Below are 22,165 nucleotides of genomic sequence, written 5' to 3'. Positions count from 1 at the left end.
GTCCGTACTTTCGAAGCATGTCTCCCGCCAGTACCGGGGCGTCCACCATCGTGGGCGCCGTCGCATCCGTCCCCTCCTCCGACTCCCGTACGGCCCCGGGCGGCCCCGGCTACCGCCGGATGAGCCTCGCCCTCTTCCTGGCCGGAGTGGCGACCTTCGCGCTGCTCTATTCCACCCAGGCCCTGCTGCCGCTGATCTCCGGCGACTTCGGGGTGACGGCGGGCGAGGCGAGCTGGACGGTGGCGGCGGCGACCGGTGGTCTGGCGCTGTTCGTCCTTCCCATGAGCGCGCTGTCGGAGCGCTTCGGCCGCCGTACGGTCATGACGGCGTCGCTGGCGGTCGCGGTGACGATCGGACTGCTGGTCCCCTTCGCGCCGAACCTGACCGCGCTGGTCGTGCTGCGGGCGGTGCAGGGCGCGGCGCTGGCGGGTCTGCCGGCGTCGGCGACGGCGTATCTGGCCGAGGAGGTCCGCCCGAAGGCGCTGATCACGGCGATCGGTCTGTTCGTCGCGGGCAACAGCGTGGGCGGGATGAGCGGCCGGGTGATCACGGGCTGGGTCGCCCAGGAGTGGGGCTGGCGGGTGGCCGTCGGGGTGATCGGCGCGCTGGCGGTGGCGTGCGCGGTGGCGTTCCGGCTGCTGCTGCCGGCGCCGCGGCACTTCGTGGCGGGCTCGCTGAAGCCGCGGGTGCTGGCCCGAACGGTCCGCGACCACCTCGCCGACCCGCTGCTGCGCCGCCTGTACGCGATCGGCGCGCTGTTCATGACGGTCTTCGGCGGTGTGTACACGGTGATCGGCTACCGCCTGACGGAGGCGCCGTTCGGGCTGCCGCAGGGCGTCGTGGGCTCGATCTTCCTGGTGTACCTGGTGGGCACGGTCTCCGCGTCGACGTCCGGCCGTCTGGTGGGCCGCCTCGGCCGCCGGGGCGCGCTGTACGCGGCGGGCGGTACGACGGCGGCGGGCCTGCTGCTGTCCCTGGCGAACTCCCTCCCGCTGGTCCTGCTGGGCCTGGTGCTGATCACCGGCGGCTTCTTCGCGGGCCACGCGGTGGCCTCCTCGGCGGTCAGCAGGACGGCGACCCGGGGGCGGGCGCAGGCGGCGGCGCTGTACCAGTCCGCGTACTACGTCGGCTCCAGCGCGGGCAGCACGGTGGGCGCGCTGGCGTTCCACGCGAGCGGCTGGTCCGGCACGGTGGGCGTGGGCCTGCTGGCGGTGCTGGGCGTCGTGACGATCACGGTGCTGGGGTCGAGGGCGGCCCGGCTGGAGCGCCGCGCGCTCGCCGCCGCGGCCTGACCCACAGTCGCGCCAACCCCGCTTCACCTGCGCGTTCCCTCACTCGGCACGCCATTGTCAGTGGGCTGCGGTAGCTTCCGAAGTGCTGGACGCAATGAGGCGTACGACACAGGAACGGCCACAGGGGTGGGTGGACGATGAGCAACACGGCGACCACGACGGATCTCGACACCACGCTGGAGCGGCACCGGGTCGAACTGACCGGGTACTGCTACCGCATGCTCGGCTCCTCCTTCGAGGCCGAGGACGCGGTGCAGGACACCCTGGTCCGCGCCTGGCGCAGCTACGACAAGTTCGAGGGCCGCTCCAGTGTCCGCTCCTGGCTGTACCGGATCGCGACGAACGTGTGCCTGGACATGCTGAGCGCGGGCAACAAGCGCGCCCGCCCGATGGACCTCACCGAGTCCACCCCGCTGGCCCAGGCAGCCCTCTCCCCCCGCCCCGACCACACCTGGCTGGAACCCATGCCCGACGCCCGTGTGCTGCCGACGGTCGAGGACCCGGCGGAGGCAGCCGTAGCCAAGGAATCCGTCCGGCTGGCCTTCATGGCCGCGCTCCAGCAACTGCCGCCCAAGCAGCGCGCGGTGCTGATCCTGCGCGAGGTGCTGGCCTGGAAGGCGAGCGAGGTCGCCGAACTGCTCGGCACCACGGTCGCCTCGGTGAACAGCGCCCTCCAGCGCGCCCGCGCCACCCTCGCCGAGCAGCAGCAGCCGGGTGGCGAGGCGACCGTCTCCGACCCGCTGGACGAGGAGCAGCAGAAGCTCCTGGAGCGCTATGTCGCCGCCTTCGAGGGCTACGACATGACCGCGCTGACCGCGCTGCTGCACGAGGACGCGATCATGACGATGCCGCCGTTCGACCTGTGGCTGACCGGCCCGGCGGACATCACCGGCTTCATGACCACCCTCGGCGCCTCCTGCGCGGAGTCCCGGCTGGTGCCCGTCCAGGCGAACGGCCTGCCCGGCTTCGCCCACTACAAGCCCGACGAGGAGAACGGCGGCTACACCGCGTGGGCGGTGCAGGTGCTGGAGATCTCAGACGGCCGGATCACCGGGTTCCACTGCTTCCTCGACACCAAGCGCTGGTTCCCGCTGTTCGATCTGCCCCTCCAGCTCGAAGCGGAGACCGACCAGGTCGAGAAGGGCATGTAGGCCGGGGTCGGGGTCGCGCAGGCGTATCCGGCCGCCGCAGCGCCGCGCGGCCAGCTGGAGCCGGGCCAGCAGGTCGACGGCGCCGAGGCCCGGTGGCCCGAGCCCTCCGACATCGCAGACCACGACCCCGGCGCCGGACTCCTCCAGCAGCGCGCGCACGTCGTCGCAGAGCCCTGTCACCTCGTCCTTGGTGACGGGGCCGGCCAGTACGAGTACAGCGGGTGTCATGGCGTCCACGTCCGGTAGACCGGGCGGACCCGCGGAACTCATCGCAGGCCCGCCGAGGATCACATTGACCTGGGTCCCGCCTGCCCCGGAGGGTTGGGTGTATGCCCCATGAATCAGCGCCTCCCGCGATACCCCACGGCCACCGTCGCGCCGAGGAGGTGCCGTGCAGGGGGTGCTGACGGGCTTCGCGGTCATCGCGGTGGTGATCGTGGCCGGGTACGTCATCGGCCGCCGCGGCCATCTCGGGGAGCACGGCCGTGAGGTCCTGACGAAGCTGGCCTTCCATGTGGCCTCCCCCGCCCTGCTCTTCACCACCCTCGCCGACACCGACCTCTCGGTGATCTTCTCCAGCCGCCTGCTGGTCACGGCCCTGAGCACGGCGGCCATGGCGGGGGTCTTCATCGCGGTGGCCGTCACCCGCCGCTGGAGCGTCGGCTACACGACCATCGGCGCCCTGTGCTCCAGCTACGTCAACTCCGGCAACCTCGGCATCCCGATCGCGGTGTACGTCCTCGGTGACGCATCGCTGGTGGCCCCGGTGCTGCTCTTCCAGCTCGTCCTGGTCGCCCCGGCCGCGGTGACGGTCCTGGACCTCTCCGGCGAGGGCGACAAGGGCCCGCTGTGGCGACGGCTCCTCACTCCGCTGCGCAACCCGATCGCGGTGGGTTCCCTGTCCGGCGTGGCGGTCTCGGCGACGGGCCTCAGCATCCCCGCCCCCGTCCTCGACCCGCTCACCCTCATCGGCAACATGTCGGTCCCGGCGGTCCTGCTGGCCTTCGGCATCTCCCTGTGCGGCAGCACGCTCCCCGGCCGCGGCCCGGACCGAGGTCCGGTCCTGCTCTCGGTCGCCCTCAAGTCCCTGGGTCAGCCCGCGGTCGCCTGGGCACTGGCGGCGGGAGTCTTCGGCCTGCGGGGCGCTCCCCTGCTGGACGTGGTGGTGACCTCGGCACTGCCCGCCGCGCAGAACCTCTACACGTACGCATCGGCCTACGGGGTGGGCGAGCGGCTGGCCCGGGACTCGATCCTGGTGTCGACGGTGATCTCGGTGCCGGTGCTGGTGGTCGTGGCGGCGCTGCTCGGCTGAGGGCGGCCGGTATGCGAAAGGGGCCGAACCCGAAGGTCCGGCCCCTGTTCTCGCGGGTCAGGCGATGCGTTCCAGCACCACCGGGGACGCCGTGAAGCCGGTTCCGGCGGCCGCGATGTCGTACGAGCCCTCGACCGCCTGGAGCGCGTACTCGAAGCGCTCCGGGGTGTCCGTGTGGAGGGTCAGGAGCGGCTGGCCCTCCTTGACCGTGTCGCCGGGCTTGGCGTGGAGTTCGATGCCCGCGCCCGCCTGGACCGGGTCCTCCTTGCGGGCACGTCCGGCACCGAGACGCCAGGCGCCGACGCCGATGTCGTAGGCGTCGAGGCGGGTCAGGACGCCGGAGGACGGCGCCTTCACCACATGCTGCTCGCGGGCCACGGGCAGCTCCGCGTCCGGGTCGCCGCCCTGGGCCGCGATCATGCGGCGCCAGACGTCCATGGCCGAGCCGTCGGCCAGGGCCTTCGCCGGGTCGGCGTCGTGGATGCCCGCCGCCGCCAGCATTTCGCGGGCCAGGGCGACCGTCAGCTCCACCACGTCCGCCGGGCCGCCGCCCGCCAGGACCTCCACCGACTCGCGGACCTCCAGCGCGTTGCCCGCGGTGAGGCCGAGAGGGGTGGACATGTCGGTGAGCAGGGCCACCGTCTTCACGCCGTGGTCCGTGCCGAGGCCCACCATCGTCGACGCCAGCTCACGCGCGTCCTCGATGGTCTTCATGAAGGCGCCGGTGCCCACCTTCACGTCCAGGACCAGCGAGCCGGTGCCCTCCGCGATCTTCTTCGACATGATCGAGGAGGCGATCAGAGGGATCGCCTCGACCGTGCCGGTGACGTCCCGGAGCGCGTACAGCTTCTTGTCCGCGGGGGCCAGTCCGTCGCCCGCCGCGCAGATCACCGCGCCGGTGGTGTCGAGGACGTTCAGCATCTCCTCGTTCGACAGCAGTGCGCGCCAGCCGGGGATCGACTCCAGCTTGTCCAGCGTGCCGCCGGTGTGGCCGAGGCCGCGGCCCGAGAGCTGCGGGACGGCCGCGCCGCACGCCGCGACCAGGGGCGCCAGGGGCAGGGTGATCTTGTCGCCGACGCCGCCCGTGGAGTGCTTGTCCGCCGTCGGACGGGACAGCGAGGAGAAGTCCATGCGCTCGCCGGAGGCGATCATCGCGGCCGTCCAGCGGGCGATCTCACCACGGTTCATGCCGTTGAGCAGGATCGCCATGTTGAGGGCGGCCATCTGGTAATCGGCCACCTCCCCGCGGGTGTACGCGTCGATCACCCAGTCGATCTGCTCGTCGCTGAGCTCACCGCGGTCCCGCTTGGTGCGGATGACGGAGATGGCATCCATGGCCATGACTTTCCTTCCGACGTTCTCAAGAAAGTGCACGGCCCCTCTGAAGCGGTTCAGAGGGGCCGCACGGGAGTTACTTGGCGAGATGGTCCGGGCCGAAGGCCTGGGGCAGCATCTCCGAGAGGGGGAGGATCCCCGCCGGGGTCTCCAGCAGGAGTTCCGCTCCGCCGAACTCGTACAGCAGCTGTCGGCAGCGGCCGCACGGGACGAGGATCTCGCCCCTGCCGTTCACGCAGGTGAAGTGCGTCAGACGCCCGCCGCCGGTGCGCTGGAGCTCCGAGACCATCCCGCACTCGGCGCACAGGCCGAGGCCGTAGGAGGCGTTCTCCACGTTGCAGCCGGAGACCGTGCGACCGTCGTCGACCAGGGCCGCGACGCCGACCGGGAAGCCCGAGTAGGGGGCGTAGGCGTGGCTCATCGCCTCCCGCGCCACCTCCCGCAGGGCGTCCCAGTCGACCGCGGGCGTCACTTGCCCTGACCCTTCCGGTACGGCAGACCGTCCGCCTTCGGCATCCGCAGGCGCTGGGCCGACAGGGCGAGGACGATCAGCGTGATCACGTACGGCGTGGCCGAGACGACCTGGTTCGGGACCTCGTTGGTCGTGGCGTACCAGGCGAACACCAGGGCACCGATGACCGCGGTGATCGTCGAGGAGGCGTACTTCTTCCGAACCACCAGCCAGATCGCGCCGATGATCAGCAGCAGCGCGCCGAGCAGCAGCAGGGCGTGGACGTTCTCCGAGCCGCCGCGCAGGTTGAGGCTGTCGGTGTAGCCGAACAGACCGGCGCCGAGGGCGAGGCCGCCCGGCATCCAGTTGCCGAAGATCATCGCCGCGAGGCCGATGTAACCGCGTCCCGAGACCTGGCCCTCAAGGTAGAAGGGGTTGGCCACGATGGAGAGGAAGACACCACCGAGACCGGCCAGGCCACCGGAGATGATGACCGCCAGGTACTTGTACTTGTAGACGTTCACACCGAGGGACTCGGCCGCGACCGGGTTCTCACCGCAGGAGCGCAGCCGCAGACCGAAGGCCGTCCGCCACAGGATCCACCAGGTGGCCGGGATCAGCGCGATCGCGATCAGGGTCAGCCAGGAGACGTTGGTGATCAGACCGCCGAGCAGACCGGCGACGTCCGAGATGAAGAACCAGCCCTCGTTGTTGAGGTCCCGGAGCCAGTCGGACAGACCCGGCACGGTGAAGTGGCCGAGCGAGTCGACCGCCGGGGACTGCTTGGCGGAGCCGCCCGCGTGACCCACGAAGGCGAGGGGCGCGAGGTAGCGGGTGACGCCGAGGGCGAGGATGTTGATCGCCACACCGGAGACGATGTGGTTGACGTTGAAGGTGATGGTCGCGATCGCGTGCAGGATGCCGCCGATGCAGCCGCCGATGATGCCGACCACGACACCGGTCCAGGGGCCCCACTGGAAACCGGCCCAGGCGCCGAACCAGGTGCCGAGGATCATCATGCCTTCGAGGCCGATGTTGACGACGCCCGCCCGCTCGGCCCACAGACCGCCGAGACCCGCGAGGCCGATCGGCACGGCGAGCTGGAGCGCGGTGGACATCTGGCTGACGTTGGTGATGCCGTCGGCGCCGGTGATGATGCGGACGATGGAGGTCAGCGCCAGGGCTCCGGCGATGACCAGCAGCAGGACGGGCCACGACATACGGCGGCCGGTGGGCGCCGTGGGCTGCAGCGTGGGCTGGTTGACGTCGACCGCTGAGGTCTGCGGGGTGGTCATCGGCCGGCCACCTCCTTCGAAGTGTTGTTGTCGGCGCCGAGCACATGCCCGGCGGCGAGCTCCGCGCCGACCCGGCGCTGCTGGCGACGCAGGCCCCACTCGCGGACGGCCTCGTAGGAGATGACGACGGAGAGCACGATCAGGCCCTGCATGATGACCGCGATCTCCTTGTCGTAGTCGTGGAAGTCCAGCTCGGGCGAGGCCTTGTCGAGCCAGGCCCACAGCAGGGCGGCGAAGGCGATGCCGACCGGGCTGTTACGGCCGAGCAGGGCGATCCCGATGCCGAGGAAGCCGATGCCGGTGGGGAAGTTCAGGCTGTAGGTGTGAGTGTCGCCGAGCAGGATCGGCAGGCCGGCGAGGCCCGCGATCGCGCCGGAGATCAGCATGGCGGTGAGGACCATCCGCTTGGGGTCGACACCGCTGGCCGCCGCGGCCGACTCGGAGGCGCCGGAGGCGCGCAGGTCGAAGCCGAACCGGGTGCGGTTGAGGACGATCCAGTAGCCGATGCCGAGCAGCGCGGCGAGCAGGACCAGGCCGTAGATCTCGCCGGCGTCGCCCATGTCGAAGCCGGGGATCCAGCCGGACTCGTGCATCTCGCCGGTGGTGTTGTTGTTGCCGACCTTCACACCGAAGACGTCGGGCAGCCACAGATAGGCGATGACGGAGGTCGCGATCGCGTTGAGCATGATCGTCGAGACGACCTCGCTGACACCCCGGGTGACCTTCAGGACACCGGCGATGCCGGACCAGAAGGCGCCGGTGCACAGGGCAGTCAGCAGCAGCAGCGGGACCTGGAGCACGGCCGGGAGGTTCGCGTGCGCGCCGACGATCGCGGTCATCATGGCGGCGAGCTGGTACTGGCCGTCCACGCCGATGTTGAACAGGTTCATCCGGAAGCCGATGGCCACCGCGAGGGCCGCGATGTAGTACATCGAGGCCTGGTTGACGATCAGCACCTGGATGTCGGAGTACGTGGCCTGCTCGAACATCAGGGTGTACGGCTCGACCGGGTTCTTGCCCGAGGCGATGAGCACGATCGAGCTCAGCGCGAAGGCCACGGCGAGCGCGATGACCGGTCCGGCCACCGCGAGGAGCACGCGCTCCTTGTCGAACTTCTTCATCAGCGGGCCTCGTCTTCGCCGGGCTCGGAAGACCCAGGGGCGTCTTCGGTGGTTTCGTCCTGCTCCAGGTGGCCGGTGGCGGCACCGGTCATCGCCGAGCCGAGCTGCTCCGGGGTGACGCTCGCCGGGTCGGCGTCCGCCACCAGCTTGCCGTTGTAGATCACCCGGAGCGTGTCGGACAGGCCGATGAGCTCGTCGAGGTCGGCGGAGATCAGCAGCACGGCCAGGCCCTCGCGGCGGGCCTCCCGGATGTGGTCCCAGATCGCGGCCTGCGCGCCGACGTCCACACCCCGGGTGGGGTGGGCGGCGATCAGGAAGCGCGGCTTGTGGCTCATCTCGCGGCCGACGATCAGCTTCTGCTGGTTGCCGCCGGACAGCGAGGAGGCGGTGACGTCGATCCCGGGGGTACGGACGTCGTACTCCGTCACGATCCGCCGGGTGTCCTCCTGGGCCGCCTTCGGGTCCAGCCAGACGCCCTTGGCGAGGGGCTTCTCGGTGACATGGCCCAGGATGCGGTTCTCCCAGAGGGGGGCGTCCAGGAGCAGGCCGTGGCGGTGGCGGTCCTCGGGGATGTAGCCGATGCCCTGCTCGCGGCGCTTACGGGTGGTCCAGGAGGTGATCTCCTCCTCGGCCAGCGCGATGGTGCCGGAGTCGGCGCCCTTGAGGCCGATGAGGGCGTCGACCAGCTCGGTCTGGCCGTTGCCCTCGACGCCGGCGATGCCCAGGACCTCGCCCGCGTGGATGGTGAAGCTGATGTCGTCCAGCAGGGCCTTGCCGCCCGGGGCTTCGAGGCGCAGCTTGTCGACGGTGATGACCGGGCGGTCGGTGACCGTGGACTCGGCGGTCTCCGGGGTGGGCAGCTCGCTGCCGACCATCATCTCGGCGAGCTGACGCGGCGTCGTCTCGGCGGGGACGGCCGTGCCGACCGTCGTGCCGCGGCGGATGACGGTGATCTCGTCGGCGACGGAGAGCACCTCGCCCAGCTTGTGGGAGATGAAGATGACCGACAGGCCCTCGGCCTTCAGCTCGCGCAGGTTGTCGAAGAGCGAGTCGACCTCCTGCGGGACGAGGACGGCGGTGGGCTCGTCGAGGATCAGCGTGGTGGCGCCGCGGTAGAGGACCTTGAGGATCTCCACGCGCTGGCGGGCGGCGACCCCGAGCTCCTCGACCAGGAGGTCGGGGCGCACCCCGAGGCCGTAGCGGTCGGAGAGCTCCTTGATCTTGCGACGGGCCCGGCCGCCGATGCCGTAGAGCTTCTCGCTGCCGAGGACCACGTTCTCCAGGACCGTGAGGTTGTCGGCGAGCATGAAGTGCTGGTGGACCATGCCGATGCCACGGACGATGGCGTCGGCCGGGGACGAGAAGGTGACCTGCTCGCCGTCGACCGCGATGGTGCCCTCGTCCGGCTTCTGCATGCCGTAGAGGATCTTCATCAGGGTCGACTTGCCGGCGCCGTTCTCGCCGACGAGGGCGTGCACGGTGCCCTTGCGGACGGTGAGGTGGATGTCGTGGTTGGCCACGACGCCCGGGAATCGCTTCGTGATCCCGGCGAGCTCGACGGCGGTCACCTGACCGTTGACCGCCGCGCCGGCCGGAGGGCTGCTGGACGCGTTGATGGCGCACTCTCCTGGGGACGGGGGTCGTCTACGCGCGTAGCGCCCCTACGGCATACAAAGGGGTGACGGATCGCTGACAACGGGGCACGGGGAAGTCTCCTTTTCAGGAGGCCCCGTACCCCGTCGAGCGACCGCGACGACCCCGCGGTTACACGCTGCTCAGGGTGTTGCTGTTCAGCTGCTCTTGACCTTGATCTCGCCGTTGATGATCTTCTCCTTGGCCGTCTCGATGGCTGCCTGGAGCTCGGCGTTGTCGGCGAACTTCGGGTTGGAGTTCGCGAGGCTCACCTCGCCGCTCTTCAGATCGCCACGAACGATACCGGTCTCGGGCTTCCCGTCCTCGACCGACTTCGCCAGGTTGTACACCGCCTTGGCGACGTCCTTCATCGCCGACGTGAGGATCGAGTCCTTGTACTTGGCGAGGGCTTCCTGGCTGTACTGGTCGGAGTCGACACCGATGGCCCACACCTTGTTGGCGGCGGCGGCCTCGATCACGCCCTGGCCGGAGAGACCGGCGGCCGCGTAGACGACGTCCGCCTTCTTCTCGATCTGGCCCTCGGCGGCCGTCTTGCCCTTGTCAGGGCTGGAGAAGCCACCCTCCTCCGCGGTCTGCGTGAGGTACTGGGAGAGGACCTTCGCCTTGGGGTTGGTGTCCTTGACGCCCTGCTCGAAGCCGGCCTGGAACTTGTGGATCAGCGGGATGTCCACGCCGCCCACGAAGCCCACGGTATTGGTCTTGGTGCTCTTGGCGGCGGCGACACCGGCGAGGTAGGAGGCCTCCTCCTCGGAGAAGACCAGGTCGGCCACGTTCTTCGACTCGACGGTGGAGTCGTCCACGATGCCGAAGGTGGTGTCCGGGAACTTCTCCGCGGCGCCCTTGACGGCGGCGGCGTAGGCGTAGCCGACACCCACGACCGGGTTGTAGCCCTGCTTGGCCAGCGACTCGAGACGCTGCTGCTTGTCCGCGTCGGTCTCGCCCTCGGTGGGCTCGACATCCTGCGTCTCGTAGCCGAACTCCTTCTTCGCCTGCTCCAGGCCCGCGAACGCGGCGTCGTTGAAGGACTGGTCGCCCTTGCCGCCGACGTCGTACGCGATGGCCAGGCCCTTGTCGCCCTTGGAGTCGGACGAGCCGCTCTCGGTCGAGGTGCCGCCACAGGCGGAGAGCGCGAGGGCCAGAGAGGCGGTCGCTGCGCCTGCGACCGTGATCCGGGAAATCCGGCGCATGTGAGGTGCTCCTAGTGGTACAAGCGCCGGACGGTTATCGCTTCACAGCATCGGCGCTGGGCTTCGCCGCAGATTAACGCGCGTAGACCTGCCTGAAAACCCCTTCTGTCCACCTTGTTATCCGGCCGTGCTCAACGCCACTTCGCCGCAAGCTCGAATCGAACGCAGAAGCGGGCGGGTGTCCTGGACACCCGCCCGCTTCAGGCGATTTGACGCGATTAGCCCGATCGGGCGCTGACGGTTACTCCGTGTTGACCTTGATGTCGCCCGCGACGATGGCTTCCTTGGCCTTGGCCACGGCGTCCGTCAGACCCGGGATCTCGGCCATCTTCGGGTTGCTCTCCGCGAGGCCGACGCCGTCCACCTTCAGGTCGAAGGTCTGGACACCGGTCAGCGGCTTGTCGTCGTGCACGGACTCGGCGAGGGTGAACACCGCGCCACCGACGTCCTTGAGGGCGGAGGTGAGGATGTAGTCCTTGTACGCCGAGAGCGCTTCCTGCTGGTACTGGTCCGAGTCGACACCGATCGCCCAGACCTTCGCCTTGGCGGCGGCCTCGATCACGCCCTGGCCGGAGAGACCGGCGGCCGCGTAGACGACGTCCGCCTTCTTCTCGATCTGGCCCTCGGCGGCGGCCTTGCCCTTGTCGGGGCTGGAGAAGCCGCCCTCCTCCGCGGTCTGGGTCAGGTACTGCGAGACGACCTTGACCTTGGGGTTGGTGTCCGCCACGCCCTGCTTGTAGCCGGCCTCGAACTTGTGGATCAGCGGGACGTCCACGCCACCCACGAAGCCCACGGTGTTGGTCTTGGTGGCCTTGGCCGCGGCGACACCGGCGAGGTAGGACGCCTGCTCCTCGGCGAAGACCAGGGAGGCCACGTTGTCACCCTCGACGACCGAGTCGACGATGCCGAAGGTGGTGTCCGGGTACTTCGAGGCCACGGCCTCCATCGCGGGGCCGTAGGCGAAGCCGACGCCGATCACCGGGTTGTAGCCCTGCTTGGCGAGGGAGGCCAGACGCTGCTCCTTGTCGGCGTCCGTCTCACCCTCGGTGGGCTCGATGTCGGCGGTCTTGTAGCCGAACTCCTTCTGGGCCTTCTGCATACCGGCGTACGCGGCATCGTTGAAGGACTGGTCGCCCTTGCCGCCGATGTCGTACGCGATGGCGAGCCCGAGGTCGCCGGAGGTCTCGCTGCTGCTGTCACTGTCGCTGCTCGTACCACCGCACGCCGTGGCGGCGAGCGCGATCGACGCGACCCCCACCGCGATACGGGTCAGTTTGGATGTCCGACGCATCGTGAAGTTCCCCATTCTCCAAAAGCCCCGCGATGGGTGCCTGAGTTCGGCGCACATTAACGCGCGTAGACACTCCTGGGAACGGGGTATCGCGTGGCCGTTATCCATTCGTGCCGATGGCCGGTTACGTCCCCGTGAACCACGGAACCAAAAGGTGCACTTCAGGACATCGGTGCGCATGTCTGAGCGCCATGCGGCCAGACTCCACCCGCCCGGCTCCGGCCGCAACCGGGACGGGTCCGATCAGAGATCGATCAGGGCCGCCGCCGTGAACAGCTCCACACCCACCGTGATCGCGTGCTCGTCCACATCGAAGTCGCCCTGGTGGAGATCGCGGATGGTGCGCTCGCCCGGGGTGCGGACGCCGAGGCGGGCCATGGCGCCGGGGACGTGCTCCAGGTACCAGGAGAAGTCCTCGCCGCCGAGGCTCTGCTCGGTGCCCTCGACGGACTCGGGGCCGCGGCGGGCGATCATGGCGTCGCGGAGGAGTTCGGTGATCCCGGGGTCGTTGACCACGGGCGGGACGCCACGGACGTAGGTGATCTCGGACTTGGCCCGGTGCAGGTTGGCGACCTCGTCGATCGCGGCGACCACGATGTCGGGGGCCTGCCGCCAGGCGTTGAGGTCCAGGCAGCGCACGGTGCCGGAGAGCTCGGCGTGCTGCGGGATGACGTTCGGGGCGTGGCCCGACTCGATCCGGCCCCAGGTCACGGCCAGTCCGCTACGGGTGTCCACGCGCCGGGCGACCAGTGCGGGCACGTCCGTGACGACACGGGCGACCGCGGTGACCAGGTCGGTGGTCAGATGGGGGCGCGCGGTGTGGCCGCCGGGGCCGTCCAGCGCGATCTCCAGCCGGTCGCAGGCGGAGGTGATGGCACCCTCGCGGATACCGATCCTCCCGGCGTCCACCCGGGGGTCGCAGTGCACGGCGACGATCCGGCCGACGCCCTCCAGCACCCCGCACTCGATGGAGTCGGCGGCGCCGCCGGGCAGCACTTCCTCGGCGGGCTGGAAGATCAGCCGCACCGGCCGCGGCAGCAGGCCCTTGCGGTGCAGGTCGGCGAGGACGAGCCCGGCACCGAGCACCACGGTGGTGTGCACGTCGTGCCCGCAGGCGTGGGCCCGGTCCGGCACGGTCGAGCGGTACGCGCACTCCGTCTTGGCGTCCGGGATGGGCAGGGCGTCGATGTCGGCCCGCAGGGCGAGCGCGGGCAGCCCGTCGTCCCAGTTGCCGATGTCACAGACGAGGCCGGTCCCGACGGCGAGCACCCGCGGCTCAAGACCCGCCCGCTCAAGGCGCTCCTTGATCGCGGCGGTGGTACGGAACTCCTGGTTGCCGAGCTCGGGGTGCATGTGCAAGTCGCGACGGAACGCGACGAGTTCGGCACGCAGCGACTCGGGCAGCGTGCCGGGAAGCAGTGCTTCCCCGGCGTCCCCCGGCAGATCGGCCTCGGACTCTACGGACATCAATTGCTTCACCCTCTGAAGGGTAGGACGCCCGGGTGGTCAACTGACCCTCGATCAACAAAAGTTCAGCCCGTTAGGGGAAGAAAAACTGACCGCCAGGCGCATAGGCGTGGGTTGGGATGGGTAAACTCCCTCACTTTTCGAGCGAGTCGATCATGACCACCCATCCGCTCTCCTACCAACCCTTACCACGCCCCGCACGGCCGCGTCGGTTCTGTTCATCTGTCGGAACCCGGAGTCGAGGCGTCCTCGAGCGTTCCTGCGGCCGCCAGGGCGCGCAGGACGCGGGTCAGATCGGCCGGGGCGGCGGCCAGGCGGACCGGGGTGCCGGCGTCGTCGAGCTCGGCGATGTGCCAGCTCCGGGGCACGAGGTCGCCGTCGGTGCCCCGGGCCCGGCGCACCTGCCTGACGGTGAGCCGCCGGGCGGGGACGGTCCGTGCGGCGAAACGGTCGGGGCCGGGGGTCACCGCGGGCGGCTCGTCGCCGCCGAGGGCGATGTGGGTGCCGAAGCCGTGCGGGTTGTAGTCGGTCGACTCCAGGAAGTGGGCACGCACGAAGACTTCCCCCTGCTCGGCGGGGGCGTCCGTGTCGCCGGGGGGCCGGACCCGGGTGGCGCGCCAGGCCAGGGCGGCCATGCCCAGCGAGGCGGCGGTGCCCGCGACCGCCCAGATGATCGTCGTGGGCGAGTCGAGGAGGGTCGTGGGGTGGCGGTGGCACAGCGGCAGCAGCCAGGCTCCGGTCCCGGCGAGGACGGCGGCGAAGGGCAGGGCCGAGGGCAGGACCTCGCCGTCGGGGAGGCGGCGGCCGCGGCGGCGCGTCAGCATCCGGGCGGCGGGGTATCCGGCGGCGAGGGCGAGTCCGGCCGATACGGCGGCCAGGTCACCGGGCGGGGCGACATGCTCGCGCCAGACGTAGCGGCTCCCGGCGATCTCCCGCACCTCGCCGCGCCAGGCGGTGAGCTCCACCTCGTCCCCGGGCCCGAACTCCTGAACCGCCTCCTGCGAGACCCGGAGCCGGTCGACTGGGCGGTCGTCGGCGAAGTACAGCACGCCGCCGCGCTTCGGCCCGTCGTCGTCGGTCCGCTCGATCACGGCCGGGATGCGCGTCAGGCACTCGCGCCGGTCCTCGGCGGGGGTCGCGGCGGCGCACGGGACGGCCGCCTCCCACGCCCGCCGGTCGGCGTCGGCCCGGGGGACGAACCAGGCGGTGAGGCCCGCGCCCGCCAGCAGCAGGACACACAGGACCGGCGACCAGACCGAGCCGCGTCCGGCGGTGCGCCGGGAGACGACGACGAGATGGTCCGACTCGGGGTTTCCATGGCGCCGGTGCAGGGCGCGCAACGCCTCCAGGCCGGTGTCGAAGTCCTGGTCGGCGCCGCCCCACCCGACGGGCAGGGGCAGCTGTCGCGCGGGCCCCTGGGGCGGGGCCACGAGGACGTGCCGGGACTCCTCGCCCCGGGGCCAGGTCTTCACCCGTACGCGCAGGTCGGCGACGTCCGGCCAGGGCGTGGTCCGGCCCCGGGTGTGGATGCCGCGGGCGTCGGCGCGGACCTCGGCGGTGGCGGAGCGCAGCGCGGCGAGACCGAGGCCGAGGAAGAGCGCGCCGGCACCGGCCAGCGGCGCCGGACCGCCCAGGGCGAGGCCGAGGGCGGCGAGGAGGACGCCGGCGGCCGTGATCCCGACGACACCCCAGAGGGCCCGCCGCCATCGCGACCGAAGGACGACGTCACCCACACCACCGCTGTTCACGCCGACCATCCTGACGTGCTCAGGACGCGGGGACCTGTCCGGTGTCCGGCAGCTTTCCGATGGGTGAAGTTGCCGACGGCGCACCGCTGCCCTGGGTAGGCTCCGGCCACGTGACGGATCCGACCACAGACCCGGACTTCGTACGGGCCACCAGGACGTCGTACGACGCGATAGCCACCCCCTACACCGACCGCCACCCCGACAGCCTGGCCGGGCATCCCCTGGAGCGGGCTCTGCTGGCCGCCTTCGCCGAGCAGGTACGCGCGCACGGTACGGCGCCGGTGGGCGACCTGGGCAGCGGTCCCGGCGATGTCACCGCCCGGCTGCACGCCCTCGGCGTCCCGGTCTTCGGGGTGGACGTCTCCCCGCGGATGGTGGCGCTGGCCCGCGAGGCCCATCCGCACCTGCGCTTCCACGTCGGCACGATGACGTCCCTCGACCTGCCGGACGAGACGCTGGGCGGCATCACCGCCCTGTACTCGACCATCCACATCCCGACGGACCACCTGACGGCGGCCTTCGCCGAGTTCCACCGCGTCCTGGTCCCGGGCGGCCACGCCCTCCTCTCCTTCCAGACCGGCGACTCAGACGAACTCATGCACCTGACGGAACGGTTCGGCAAGGACATCTCCCTGCACTACTACCTGCGCACGCCGGAGACGGTGGAGGCCCACCTGGGCAAGGCGGGCCTCCAGGTCCGGGCGAGGGTGGTGCGGGAGCCGGTGGAGGAGGAGACGAGGGCTCGGGCGTTCTTGCTGGTCAGGCGGTGTGGAGGGTGAGCCCGTAGCGGGAGAGGATCTCGTTCACCGGCTGGAACCAGGTCTGGCCGCCGCTGGAGCAGTTGCCCCAGCCGCCGGAGGTGACGCCCTGGGCCTGGTCACCGCTGATGAAGGAGCCACCGGAGTCGCCGCCCTCGGCGCAGACGCTGGTCTTCGTCATCTGGTGGACCGCGCCCTGGCTGTAGTTGACGGTCTCGTTCTTCGCCAGGACGGTGCCGCAGCGCCAGTGGGTGGTGGAGCCGGAGCGGCATATGGACGTACCCACCGGCGCTTCCGCGGAGCCGCGGACGAGACGGTCCGGGATGGTTCCCCAGCCGAGTACGACCGGTACGGTCCACCAGCCGCTGTGGATGCTGACGTACGCGTAGTCATTGCCGGGGAACGAGGACCCCTGGAAGGTGCCCATGGCCGAGCCGTCCCAGCCGCGTACCGACGCCCCGGCCTGCCCGCAGTGGCCGGCCGTGACGAAGCCGCCGTGCACGGAGAAGCCGATCGAGCAGCGGACGTTGCCGGTGTAGTAGGGGTCACCGCCGACGGTGCCGGCGGCGTAGGTGCGCGGAGCCTCGGAGGTCTGCACGACGGTGAGGGGACCGTTGCGGTGTGCGCGCTCGACGAAGTCCCGCACCGCGGGGGCGTTCCGCTCGCCGCGCACAACGGTGACCACGACCGAGTTGGCCTCGGCATCGACGTGCGACCCGGCGACCCCGGCCGGCGCGGACAGCGAGTCGAGCCGTGACTTGGCGCGGTCCAGGGCAGCGGCGCTGTGCTTCACGAGCCGTGTGTCGGCGCCGAGTTCGCGCACGTCGTCGACCTTGGCCCCGTCGGTGAGGGCGACGACGACTCTGCCGGTGGACGCCTCGTACCACGAGCCGCCGTACGCCCGCCCGGCAGCGGCCCGGGCGGCCTTCTCGGTACCCACGGCGGCGGCTTCCGCACGCAGCCGCTCCTTCGCCTGTGCCTCGGTGAGCCCGAGATCCCGACGCATGGCGTCAAGCATCCCCGGCGAGACGGAGGCCTCGGTCCGCGTGGCGGAAGGAGCGGCACTCGCGGCACCGGCCTGGGCGGTACCGAGTCCGGTGGCGAGCAACAGGGCCGCTGCGGCGGCGCGCAGGGCGACGGTGCGTTTCATGGGGCCTCCTGGTGGGGTCCTGGGGAGCGGGAGGGCTGAGAGCGCTCTCACGAGCACACCGCTCGCACCGTAGGACCATCACCTTGGCAGGTCCATACCAAGTTTCAGCCGTCGTCCAGCGGCCGGGTTCCCGGAAATCGCCGTGGCCGCACGCGGCGGCTCAGGTCGCGCTCACCGCCGCCAGGCGGTGGACGTCCTTCGCCGAGCCCGTTACGCCGGAGAGGAAGCCCTGGGCTCGGGGGGAGGCGTGGGTGGTGAGCCAGGTGGGGTCGATGTCGCAGACCGCTACCCGGACGTCCGTGCCGACCAGGGCCAGGGGGAGGGTGTGGACGACCGTGGACGGGAAGCTGAGGATGGTGCGCCCTATCGGGCCTCGGCGGGCGATCAGTTCCAGGGGGAGGTCCGGGCGGACTATTTCCAGGCCGGTCTCGACCGCCAGGCGGTGCAGCTTCTCCGTGCTCTCGCGGCGGTGCGCGAAGTAGCGCGTCGCGCCGTGGGTCTTGGCCAGGGAGCGGACCGCGTCCAGGTAGCGGTCGGCGTCCACCACGCCCGTTTCCACCAGCGACGTGCCGACCATGTCGGCGCCCTTGCTGATGCGCGGCGGGCCGAAGCGCGAGCGGGTCCAGGCGAAGTCGTTCGACGACACCGTCAGGCCCGGCAGGGTCTCCTCCATCGGCATCGAGGAGAAGATCTCCACCCTGCGCTTCTCCCCCGGCGTCAGCTTGCGCCGCGCCGCCGAGGAGGCCGGGGCGAGGATCAGGTCCCGGGGGCCCGGGCGGCCGCCCTTGCGGTGCCAGCGCACCAGGCGTTCACCGCGGGCCAGTTGGCCGACGAACTCCATCGTCGCCGTACCGTCGTCCACGACCACCAGGTCCCGGGCCCGGGTGATCGTCAGCAGGAGTTGGACGTAGCGGGAGAAGGGGTCCCCCAGGACCACCCGGGGAACCCGGCGGAGCGTGCCCGCCAGGCCCCCGATCGTGTGGAACGGCGCCGCCGCGCCGCCCCGCGCCTCCTCCCAGCGGACCTCGTGCCCCTCCTCGCGCGCCAGCTCCGCCATACGGCGCAGCTGGCCACGGGTCATCGGATCGACCGGGGCCAGGACCACCACGGTGAGCCCCGCGCCGAGCGCATGCTCCTGCGCATACGCCCACTCCAGCACGTTCAGCAGCTGTACCGGACTCTCCACGAACGCGAGAGTGCGGGTGCCGGCGTTCCCGGCGCGGGGGCTCATCTACGTACGACCGTCCCGTCGTAGGGGAAGCGGGGAGGAATGAATCAGGGTGATTCCGAAAGGATCTGATCAGATCGTGACAGATCCTTCTGGATCAGGTCAGACCGACACCGGCTCGCCGGCCGCCGCGGCGATCTCCGCCTCGGCGATGACGCCCTGGACGCGGCGCAGCTTCTTCATCGGGCCGAGCTCGGAGTCGTAGACCTTCTTGACGCCGTCGCCGAGGGACGCCTCGATGGTGCGGATGTCGCGCACCAGGCGCTGCAGGCCCTGCGGCTCGACGGACGCGGCCTGGTCCGAGCCCCACATGGCGCGGTCGAGGGTGATGTGACGCTCGACGAAGGTGGCGCCGAGCGCGACGGCGGCCAGCGTGGTCTGCAGGCCCGTCTCGTGGCCGGAGTAGCCGATCGGGACGTTCGGGTACTCGTCCTGGAGGGTGTTGATCACGCGGAGGTTGAGCTCGTCGGCCTTGGCCGGGTAGGTCGACGTGGCGTGGCAGAGCAGGATGTTGTCGCTGCCCAGGACCTCGACCGCGTGGCGGATCTGCTTCGGGGTCGACATGCCGGAGGACAGGATGACCGTGCGGCCCGTGGCGCGCAGGGATCGCAGCAGCTCGTCGTCCGTCAGGGAGGCGGAGGCCACCTTGTGGGCGGGGACGTCGAACTTCTCCAGGAAGGCGACGGCCTCGGTGTCCCACGGGGAGGCGAACCAGGCGATCCCCTTCTCCTTGCAGTACTCGTCGATCCGGCGGTACTCGTCCTCACCGAACTCCACCCGGTGGCGGTAGTCGATGTAGGTCATCCGGCCCCAGGGGGTGTCGCGCTCGATGTCCCACTGGTCGCGCGGGGTGCAGATCTCGGGGGTGCGCTTCTGGAACTTCACGGCGTCGCAGCCGGCCTCGGCCGCCACGTCGATCAGCTTGAAGGCGTTCTCCAGCTCGCCGTTGTGGTTGATGCCGATCTCGCCGCAGATGTAGACGGGCTGACCGGGGCCCGCGAGGCGGGACGAACCGAACGTGCGAAGACGGGAGTTGCTCATGGCGGAAACAGTCCTTACTTGGTGAGGGAATCGAGAGAGGGGCCGAGGATCCAGCTGGCGATCTCTCGGATGGCGCCGTCGCCACCGGGGACGGTGGTGACCGCGCGTGCGGCGCCGCGTACGACGTCGTGGGCGCTCGCGACCGCCACGGGCCAGCCCACGAGGGCGAAGCACGGGAGGTCGTTGACGTCGTTGCCGACGTAGAGCACGCGCTCCGGCGCGATGCCCTGCTCCTCGCACCACTGCTTCAGCGCGAGGTCTTTGCGGTCGATGCCGTGCAGCACGGGGATCTGGAGCTTGCGTGCGCGGGCGGCTACGACCGGGTTCTGCTCCGTGGACAGGATCAGCATCCGCAACTCGCTCTTGCGTAGGGCCGCGATGCCGAGGCCGTCTCCGCGGTGCACGGAGACGAACTCCTTTCCATCGGCGTCGATCAGCACCCGGTCATCGGTCTGGGTGCCGTCGAAGTCCAGGACGACCGCGTCGATGTCATCGGCGGTCGGCAGCGAACCGGGGCGGTCCGCGTCGAACAGGGGCGCGAGGGCGCGGGCGCGCGCGAGGTCGTGCGGGTCGTCGATCTCCAGGACCCGGGCCGGGTCGGTGCGGACGAGTTCCGTACGGCCGAAGAAGCGGTGGTTGTGCTTGCGGAAGCCCGCCGCGTCCATCGCGTAGGCGGCGCCGGTCTCCAGGTAGTCCTGGGGGCGGTCCTGGCGGCGGGGGCGGTAGGACTTGTCATGGTTGACGCCGACGCCGCCCTCCGCGGGCTCCTCGGCGTCGCGCCAGACGAAGCCGTGGAAGGGGGCCACGGTGACCGCGGTGTCGGCGCCGTTCTCCACGACCGCCGCCGCGACTCCGTCGATGTCCTCGCGGATCACGAACGGGCTGGTGCACTGCACTAGCAGCACCACGTCGACCGGGGAGCCGTGCAGCGCCTCGTGGCCGTCCATGGCGTGCAGCACGGCGGCCTCGGAGGTGGCGGTGTCCCCGGCGATGGCGGCGGGCCGCAGCACGACCTCGGCACCGGCGGAGCGGGCCGCTGAGGCGATCGCCTGGTCGTCGGTGGAGACGACCACATCGGTCACCAGCCGGGCGGACAGGCATTCGCGCACGGCACGGGCGACCAGCGGCACACCGCCGACGGGGGCGAGGTTCTTCGCGGGCACACCCTTGGAGCCACCGCGGGCGGGAATCACCGCGAGCACACGGCGTACGGAGGCGCCGGTCGGCGAGTCGGACATGGGTTGCACTCCTTGTGCAGAGTTCGCAGAGGTCTGGGCGGCGAGGCCGCTCTCCTGGGGCGCGGGGATCACAGCTCCCCCATCCGCCGGATGACGGGCGCGACGCGCTGCACCCCGTGCCGATAGGCGCCCCGGGCGGCCCGCCGCACTATCTGCCGGACGGGCCCCGGCTCCTTGTCGGCCGACGGCGCTCCCGGCAACACGCTGCCGTCGGGCCCGAGGTGATGCCGGGCGAGGATCCCGGGCAGATAACCCGGCGCCGTGACAGGCGTGTAGTACGGCGTCAGCGGCGGCAGCACCGCCGAAGGCGCGAGCAGCTTCGCGATCCGCTCCCGGGCCGCGTCGAACGCGGTCTCGTACGCCCCGTCCGCGGCGACGCCCTGCCGGGCCACCCACTCCTCGTCGGGCGCCGGACGGTGTCCGTCGTCCAGCTGGTCCCAGGAGGCGAGGCAGCCGGAGCCGACGAAGTGGTGGTTGCCGAGCGTCTCGCGCACCCCGAGGTCGGTGAGCACGACGGTGGGGATCCGGCGGTGCAGTGACTCCAGCGCGGCCGTCGAACTGACCGTGACCAGCAGGTCGGTACGGTCGAGGACCTCGCCCATGTGGCCGTACACCAGCCGGAAGTTGTCCGGCAGATCCAGCTTCTGGGCCAGCTTCTGGTACGGCAACTCCTCGATGTGCGTGGTGTGTTCGCCCGGCTTGGAGCGCAGCTTGAGCAGCACCTCGCGCTCGGGGTGCAGCCGCGCGTGCTGGACCAGCCGGTTCAGCAGGTACGTCCGGTCCCTGCGGTTCTCCGGGACGGAGGGCTGGGCGGCGAAGACGACCGTGTACGAGTCGCGCTCCCCCTCGTAGGGCGCGCCGCCCAGGAACGGCAGCGCCACCTCGGTGACGGCCGAGGCGTCGGCGCCGACACCCTCGTAGACCGCGCGGAACCGCTCGGCGTCCTGGCGGGAGTTGGCGAGCACGAGGTCGGCGCCGTGCCGCAGCAGCAGACCGTCGGCGAGCTTCTCGTAGACGACGCCGACGTAGCCGGTGACGACGACGGGGCGCCGCTCGCGGCCCTCCCAGACCCGCTGCAGGCCGTGCAGCATGGCCTGGACACCGCCGCCGACGAGGGCGAGCACGACGATGTCGTACTCCTCCTCGGCCATCGTGCGCAGGAACTCCGGCGCCGTGACCTCACGCAGCGACTCCGCCCGCACGCCGACTTCCGCCAGCTGGCGGGCGGTGGGCGTGGCCCGGCCGCGCAGCAGGAATCCGCTGAGGGCGGGGGCGACTTGCGTGCCGCCTTCGGCTCCGGCTTCCATGGACGGGCCCGGGGCGATGCGGCCCGCTGTCAGCGCACCCCATTTCCAGCGGGTGTCAGAGTCCGCCAGGACGGCGATACGCGGCGACTTCGGTGTACTTGCTGGCACGAAGAAGACGCTAGGAACCATTTCCTAGGTAT

The 22,165-nt window shown here is 70.9% G+C and carries 19 protein-coding genes; 4 read left to right on the top strand and 15 right to left on the bottom strand.

Going from position 1 to position 22,165, the window contains the following annotated elements; genetic code table 11:
- The first annotated feature begins 17 nt into the window (after positions 1–17).
- Entirely contained in the window at positions 18–1,292 is a 1,275-nt protein-coding gene (locus STRCI_RS25330; RefSeq protein ID WP_269661254.1) for an MFS transporter, read from the top strand.
- A gap of 137 nt (positions 1,293–1,429) precedes the next feature.
- A complete protein-coding gene (locus STRCI_RS25325) occupies positions 1,430–2,443 on the top strand; it encodes a sigma-70 family RNA polymerase sigma factor (protein ID WP_269661253.1) in 1,014 nt (337 codons plus the stop codon).
- Here STRCI_RS25325 and STRCI_RS25320 read toward each other — a convergent pair.
- The gene (locus tag STRCI_RS25320; protein ID WP_269661252.1) at positions 2,327–2,713 is read right to left on the bottom strand and encodes an STAS domain-containing protein; all 387 of its coding nucleotides are present in this window, start codon (positions 2,711–2,713) and stop codon (positions 2,327–2,329) included. The genes STRCI_RS25325 and STRCI_RS25320 overlap by 117 nt on opposite strands.
- Before the next feature lie 121 nt (positions 2,714–2,834).
- Between STRCI_RS25320 and STRCI_RS25315 the strand changes: the two genes are divergently transcribed.
- A complete protein-coding gene (locus STRCI_RS25315) occupies positions 2,835–3,755 on the top strand; it encodes an AEC family transporter (RefSeq protein ID WP_269661251.1) in 921 nt (306 codons plus the stop codon).
- A gap of 57 nt (positions 3,756–3,812) precedes the next feature.
- On the opposite strand, the gene STRCI_RS25310 is transcribed toward STRCI_RS25315, so the two are convergent.
- The 9 genes from STRCI_RS25310 to STRCI_RS25270 all read right to left on the bottom strand — a co-directional run bounded on the left by STRCI_RS25310 (position 3,813) and on the right by STRCI_RS25270 (position 15,312).
- The gene (locus STRCI_RS25310; RefSeq protein WP_269661250.1) at positions 3,813–5,096 is read right to left on the bottom strand and encodes a thymidine phosphorylase; all 1,284 of its coding nucleotides are present in this window, start codon (positions 5,094–5,096) and stop codon (positions 3,813–3,815) included.
- 70 nt (positions 5,097–5,166) lie between these two features.
- On the bottom strand, positions 5,167–5,562 hold the full coding sequence (locus tag STRCI_RS25305) for a cytidine deaminase (protein WP_269661249.1): 396 nt from the start codon (positions 5,560–5,562) through the stop codon (positions 5,167–5,169).
- Positions 5,559–6,836 carry an ABC transporter permease gene (locus tag STRCI_RS25300; RefSeq protein WP_269661248.1) on the bottom strand — a complete coding sequence of 426 codons (1,278 nt, stop codon included), beginning with the start codon at positions 6,834–6,836 and terminating at the stop codon, positions 5,559–5,561. The genes STRCI_RS25305 and STRCI_RS25300 overlap by 4 nt, the downstream gene beginning before the upstream one ends.
- Entirely contained in the window at positions 6,833–7,957 is a 1,125-nt protein-coding gene (locus STRCI_RS25295; RefSeq protein ID WP_269661247.1) for an ABC transporter permease, read from the bottom strand. Before STRCI_RS25295 ends, STRCI_RS25300 begins: the two co-directional genes overlap by 4 nt.
- Complete coding sequence (locus tag STRCI_RS25290) at positions 7,957–9,525, bottom strand: ABC transporter ATP-binding protein (RefSeq protein ID WP_269661246.1); 1,569 nt, start codon at positions 9,523–9,525, stop codon at positions 7,957–7,959. The genes STRCI_RS25295 and STRCI_RS25290 overlap by 1 nt, the downstream gene beginning before the upstream one ends.
- Before the next feature lie 222 nt (positions 9,526–9,747).
- On the bottom strand, positions 9,748–10,797 hold the full coding sequence (locus STRCI_RS25285) for a BMP family lipoprotein (RefSeq protein WP_269661245.1): 1,050 nt from the start codon (positions 10,795–10,797) through the stop codon (positions 9,748–9,750).
- Between the two features lie 241 nt (positions 10,798–11,038).
- Positions 11,039–12,088 carry a BMP family lipoprotein gene (locus STRCI_RS25280; RefSeq protein WP_269661244.1) on the bottom strand — a complete coding sequence of 350 codons (1,050 nt, stop codon included), beginning with the start codon at positions 12,086–12,088 and terminating at the stop codon, positions 11,039–11,041.
- A gap of 243 nt (positions 12,089–12,331) precedes the next feature.
- Positions 12,332–13,555, bottom strand: a complete 1,224-nt coding sequence (locus STRCI_RS25275) for a M20 family metallopeptidase (protein ID WP_269661243.1) — start codon at positions 13,553–13,555, stop codon at positions 12,332–12,334.
- Between the two features lie 218 nt (positions 13,556–13,773).
- Positions 13,774–15,312: a PH domain-containing protein gene (locus tag STRCI_RS25270; protein ID WP_269661242.1), complete on the bottom strand. Its 1,539-nt coding sequence runs from the start codon at positions 15,310–15,312 to the stop codon at positions 13,774–13,776.
- A gap of 101 nt (positions 15,313–15,413) precedes the next feature.
- Between STRCI_RS25270 and STRCI_RS25265 the strand changes: the two genes are divergently transcribed.
- Positions 15,414–16,082, top strand: coding sequence for a class I SAM-dependent DNA methyltransferase (locus tag STRCI_RS25265; RefSeq protein WP_269661241.1), 669 nt, complete (start codon positions 15,414–15,416; stop codon positions 16,080–16,082).
- Here STRCI_RS25265 and STRCI_RS25260 read toward each other — a convergent pair.
- The 5 genes from STRCI_RS25260 to STRCI_RS25240 all read right to left on the bottom strand — a co-directional run bounded on the left by STRCI_RS25260 (position 16,063) and on the right by STRCI_RS25240 (position 22,133).
- Positions 16,063–17,211 carry a S1 family peptidase gene (locus STRCI_RS25260; protein ID WP_269661240.1) on the bottom strand — a complete coding sequence of 383 codons (1,149 nt, stop codon included), beginning with the start codon at positions 17,209–17,211 and terminating at the stop codon, positions 16,063–16,065. The two genes, STRCI_RS25265 and STRCI_RS25260, sit on opposite strands and share 20 nt — an antisense overlap.
- A 160-nt stretch (positions 17,212–17,371) precedes the next feature.
- Positions 17,372–18,442: a hypothetical protein gene (locus STRCI_RS25255; RefSeq protein WP_269661239.1), complete on the bottom strand. Its 1,071-nt coding sequence runs from the start codon at positions 18,440–18,442 to the stop codon at positions 17,372–17,374.
- Positions 18,443–18,541: 99 nt separating this feature from the next.
- The gene (locus STRCI_RS25250; RefSeq protein WP_269661238.1) at positions 18,542–19,480 is read right to left on the bottom strand and encodes an N-acetylneuraminate synthase family protein; all 939 of its coding nucleotides are present in this window, start codon (positions 19,478–19,480) and stop codon (positions 18,542–18,544) included.
- A gap of 14 nt (positions 19,481–19,494) precedes the next feature.
- Positions 19,495–20,718 (bottom strand): acylneuraminate cytidylyltransferase, encoded by a 1,224-nt coding sequence (locus STRCI_RS25245; RefSeq protein ID WP_269661237.1) that lies wholly within the window; start codon positions 20,716–20,718, stop codon positions 19,495–19,497.
- Positions 20,719–20,786: 68 nt separating this feature from the next.
- Entirely contained in the window at positions 20,787–22,133 is a 1,347-nt protein-coding gene (locus STRCI_RS25240) for a DUF6716 putative glycosyltransferase (RefSeq protein WP_269661236.1), read from the bottom strand.
- Positions 22,134–22,165 lie beyond the last annotated feature (32 nt).

Origin of the sequence: Streptomyces cinnabarinus, assembly GCF_027270315.1 — a bacterium.
GTDB lineage: Bacteria > Actinomycetota > Actinomycetes > Streptomycetales > Streptomycetaceae > Streptomyces > Streptomyces cinnabarinus.
This window is presented reverse-complemented; position numbering and strand designations above follow the sequence as displayed.

Bases quoted from the DNA above. Each gene is read 5' to 3' on its own strand.
- STRCI_RS25330 (WP_269661254.1), top strand. From the start codon at position 18: ATGTCTCCCGCCAGTACCGGGGCGTCCACCATCGTGGGCGCCGTCGCA.
- STRCI_RS25325 (WP_269661253.1), top strand. From the start codon at position 1,430: ATGAGCAACACGGCGACCACGACGGATCTCGACACCACGCTGGAGCGG.
- STRCI_RS25320 (WP_269661252.1), bottom strand. From the start codon at position 2,713: ATGAGTTCCGCGGGTCCGCCCGGTCTACCGGACGTGGACGCCATGACA.
- STRCI_RS25310 (WP_269661250.1), bottom strand. From the start codon at position 5,096: ATGGCCATGGATGCCATCTCCGTCATCCGCACCAAGCGGGACCGCGGT.
- STRCI_RS25300 (WP_269661248.1), bottom strand. From the start codon at position 6,836: ATGACCACCCCGCAGACCTCAGCGGTCGACGTCAACCAGCCCACGCTG.
- STRCI_RS25295 (WP_269661247.1), bottom strand. From the start codon at position 7,957: ATGAAGAAGTTCGACAAGGAGCGCGTGCTCCTCGCGGTGGCCGGACCG.
- STRCI_RS25285 (WP_269661245.1), bottom strand. From the start codon at position 10,797: ATGCGCCGGATTTCCCGGATCACGGTCGCAGGCGCAGCGACCGCCTCT.
- STRCI_RS25280 (WP_269661244.1), bottom strand. From the start codon at position 12,088: ATGCGTCGGACATCCAAACTGACCCGTATCGCGGTGGGGGTCGCGTCG.
- STRCI_RS25275 (WP_269661243.1), bottom strand. From the start codon at position 13,555: ATGTCCGTAGAGTCCGAGGCCGATCTGCCGGGGGACGCCGGGGAAGCA.
- STRCI_RS25270 (WP_269661242.1), bottom strand. From the start codon at position 15,312: ATGGTCGGCGTGAACAGCGGTGGTGTGGGTGACGTCGTCCTTCGGTCG.
- STRCI_RS25260 (WP_269661240.1), bottom strand. From the start codon at position 17,211: ATGAAACGCACCGTCGCCCTGCGCGCCGCCGCAGCGGCCCTGTTGCTC.
- STRCI_RS25255 (WP_269661239.1), bottom strand. From the start codon at position 18,442: ATGAGCCCCCGCGCCGGGAACGCCGGCACCCGCACTCTCGCGTTCGTG.
- STRCI_RS25250 (WP_269661238.1), bottom strand. From the start codon at position 19,480: ATGAGCAACTCCCGTCTTCGCACGTTCGGTTCGTCCCGCCTCGCGGGC.
- STRCI_RS25245 (WP_269661237.1), bottom strand. From the start codon at position 20,718: ATGTCCGACTCGCCGACCGGCGCCTCCGTACGCCGTGTGCTCGCGGTG.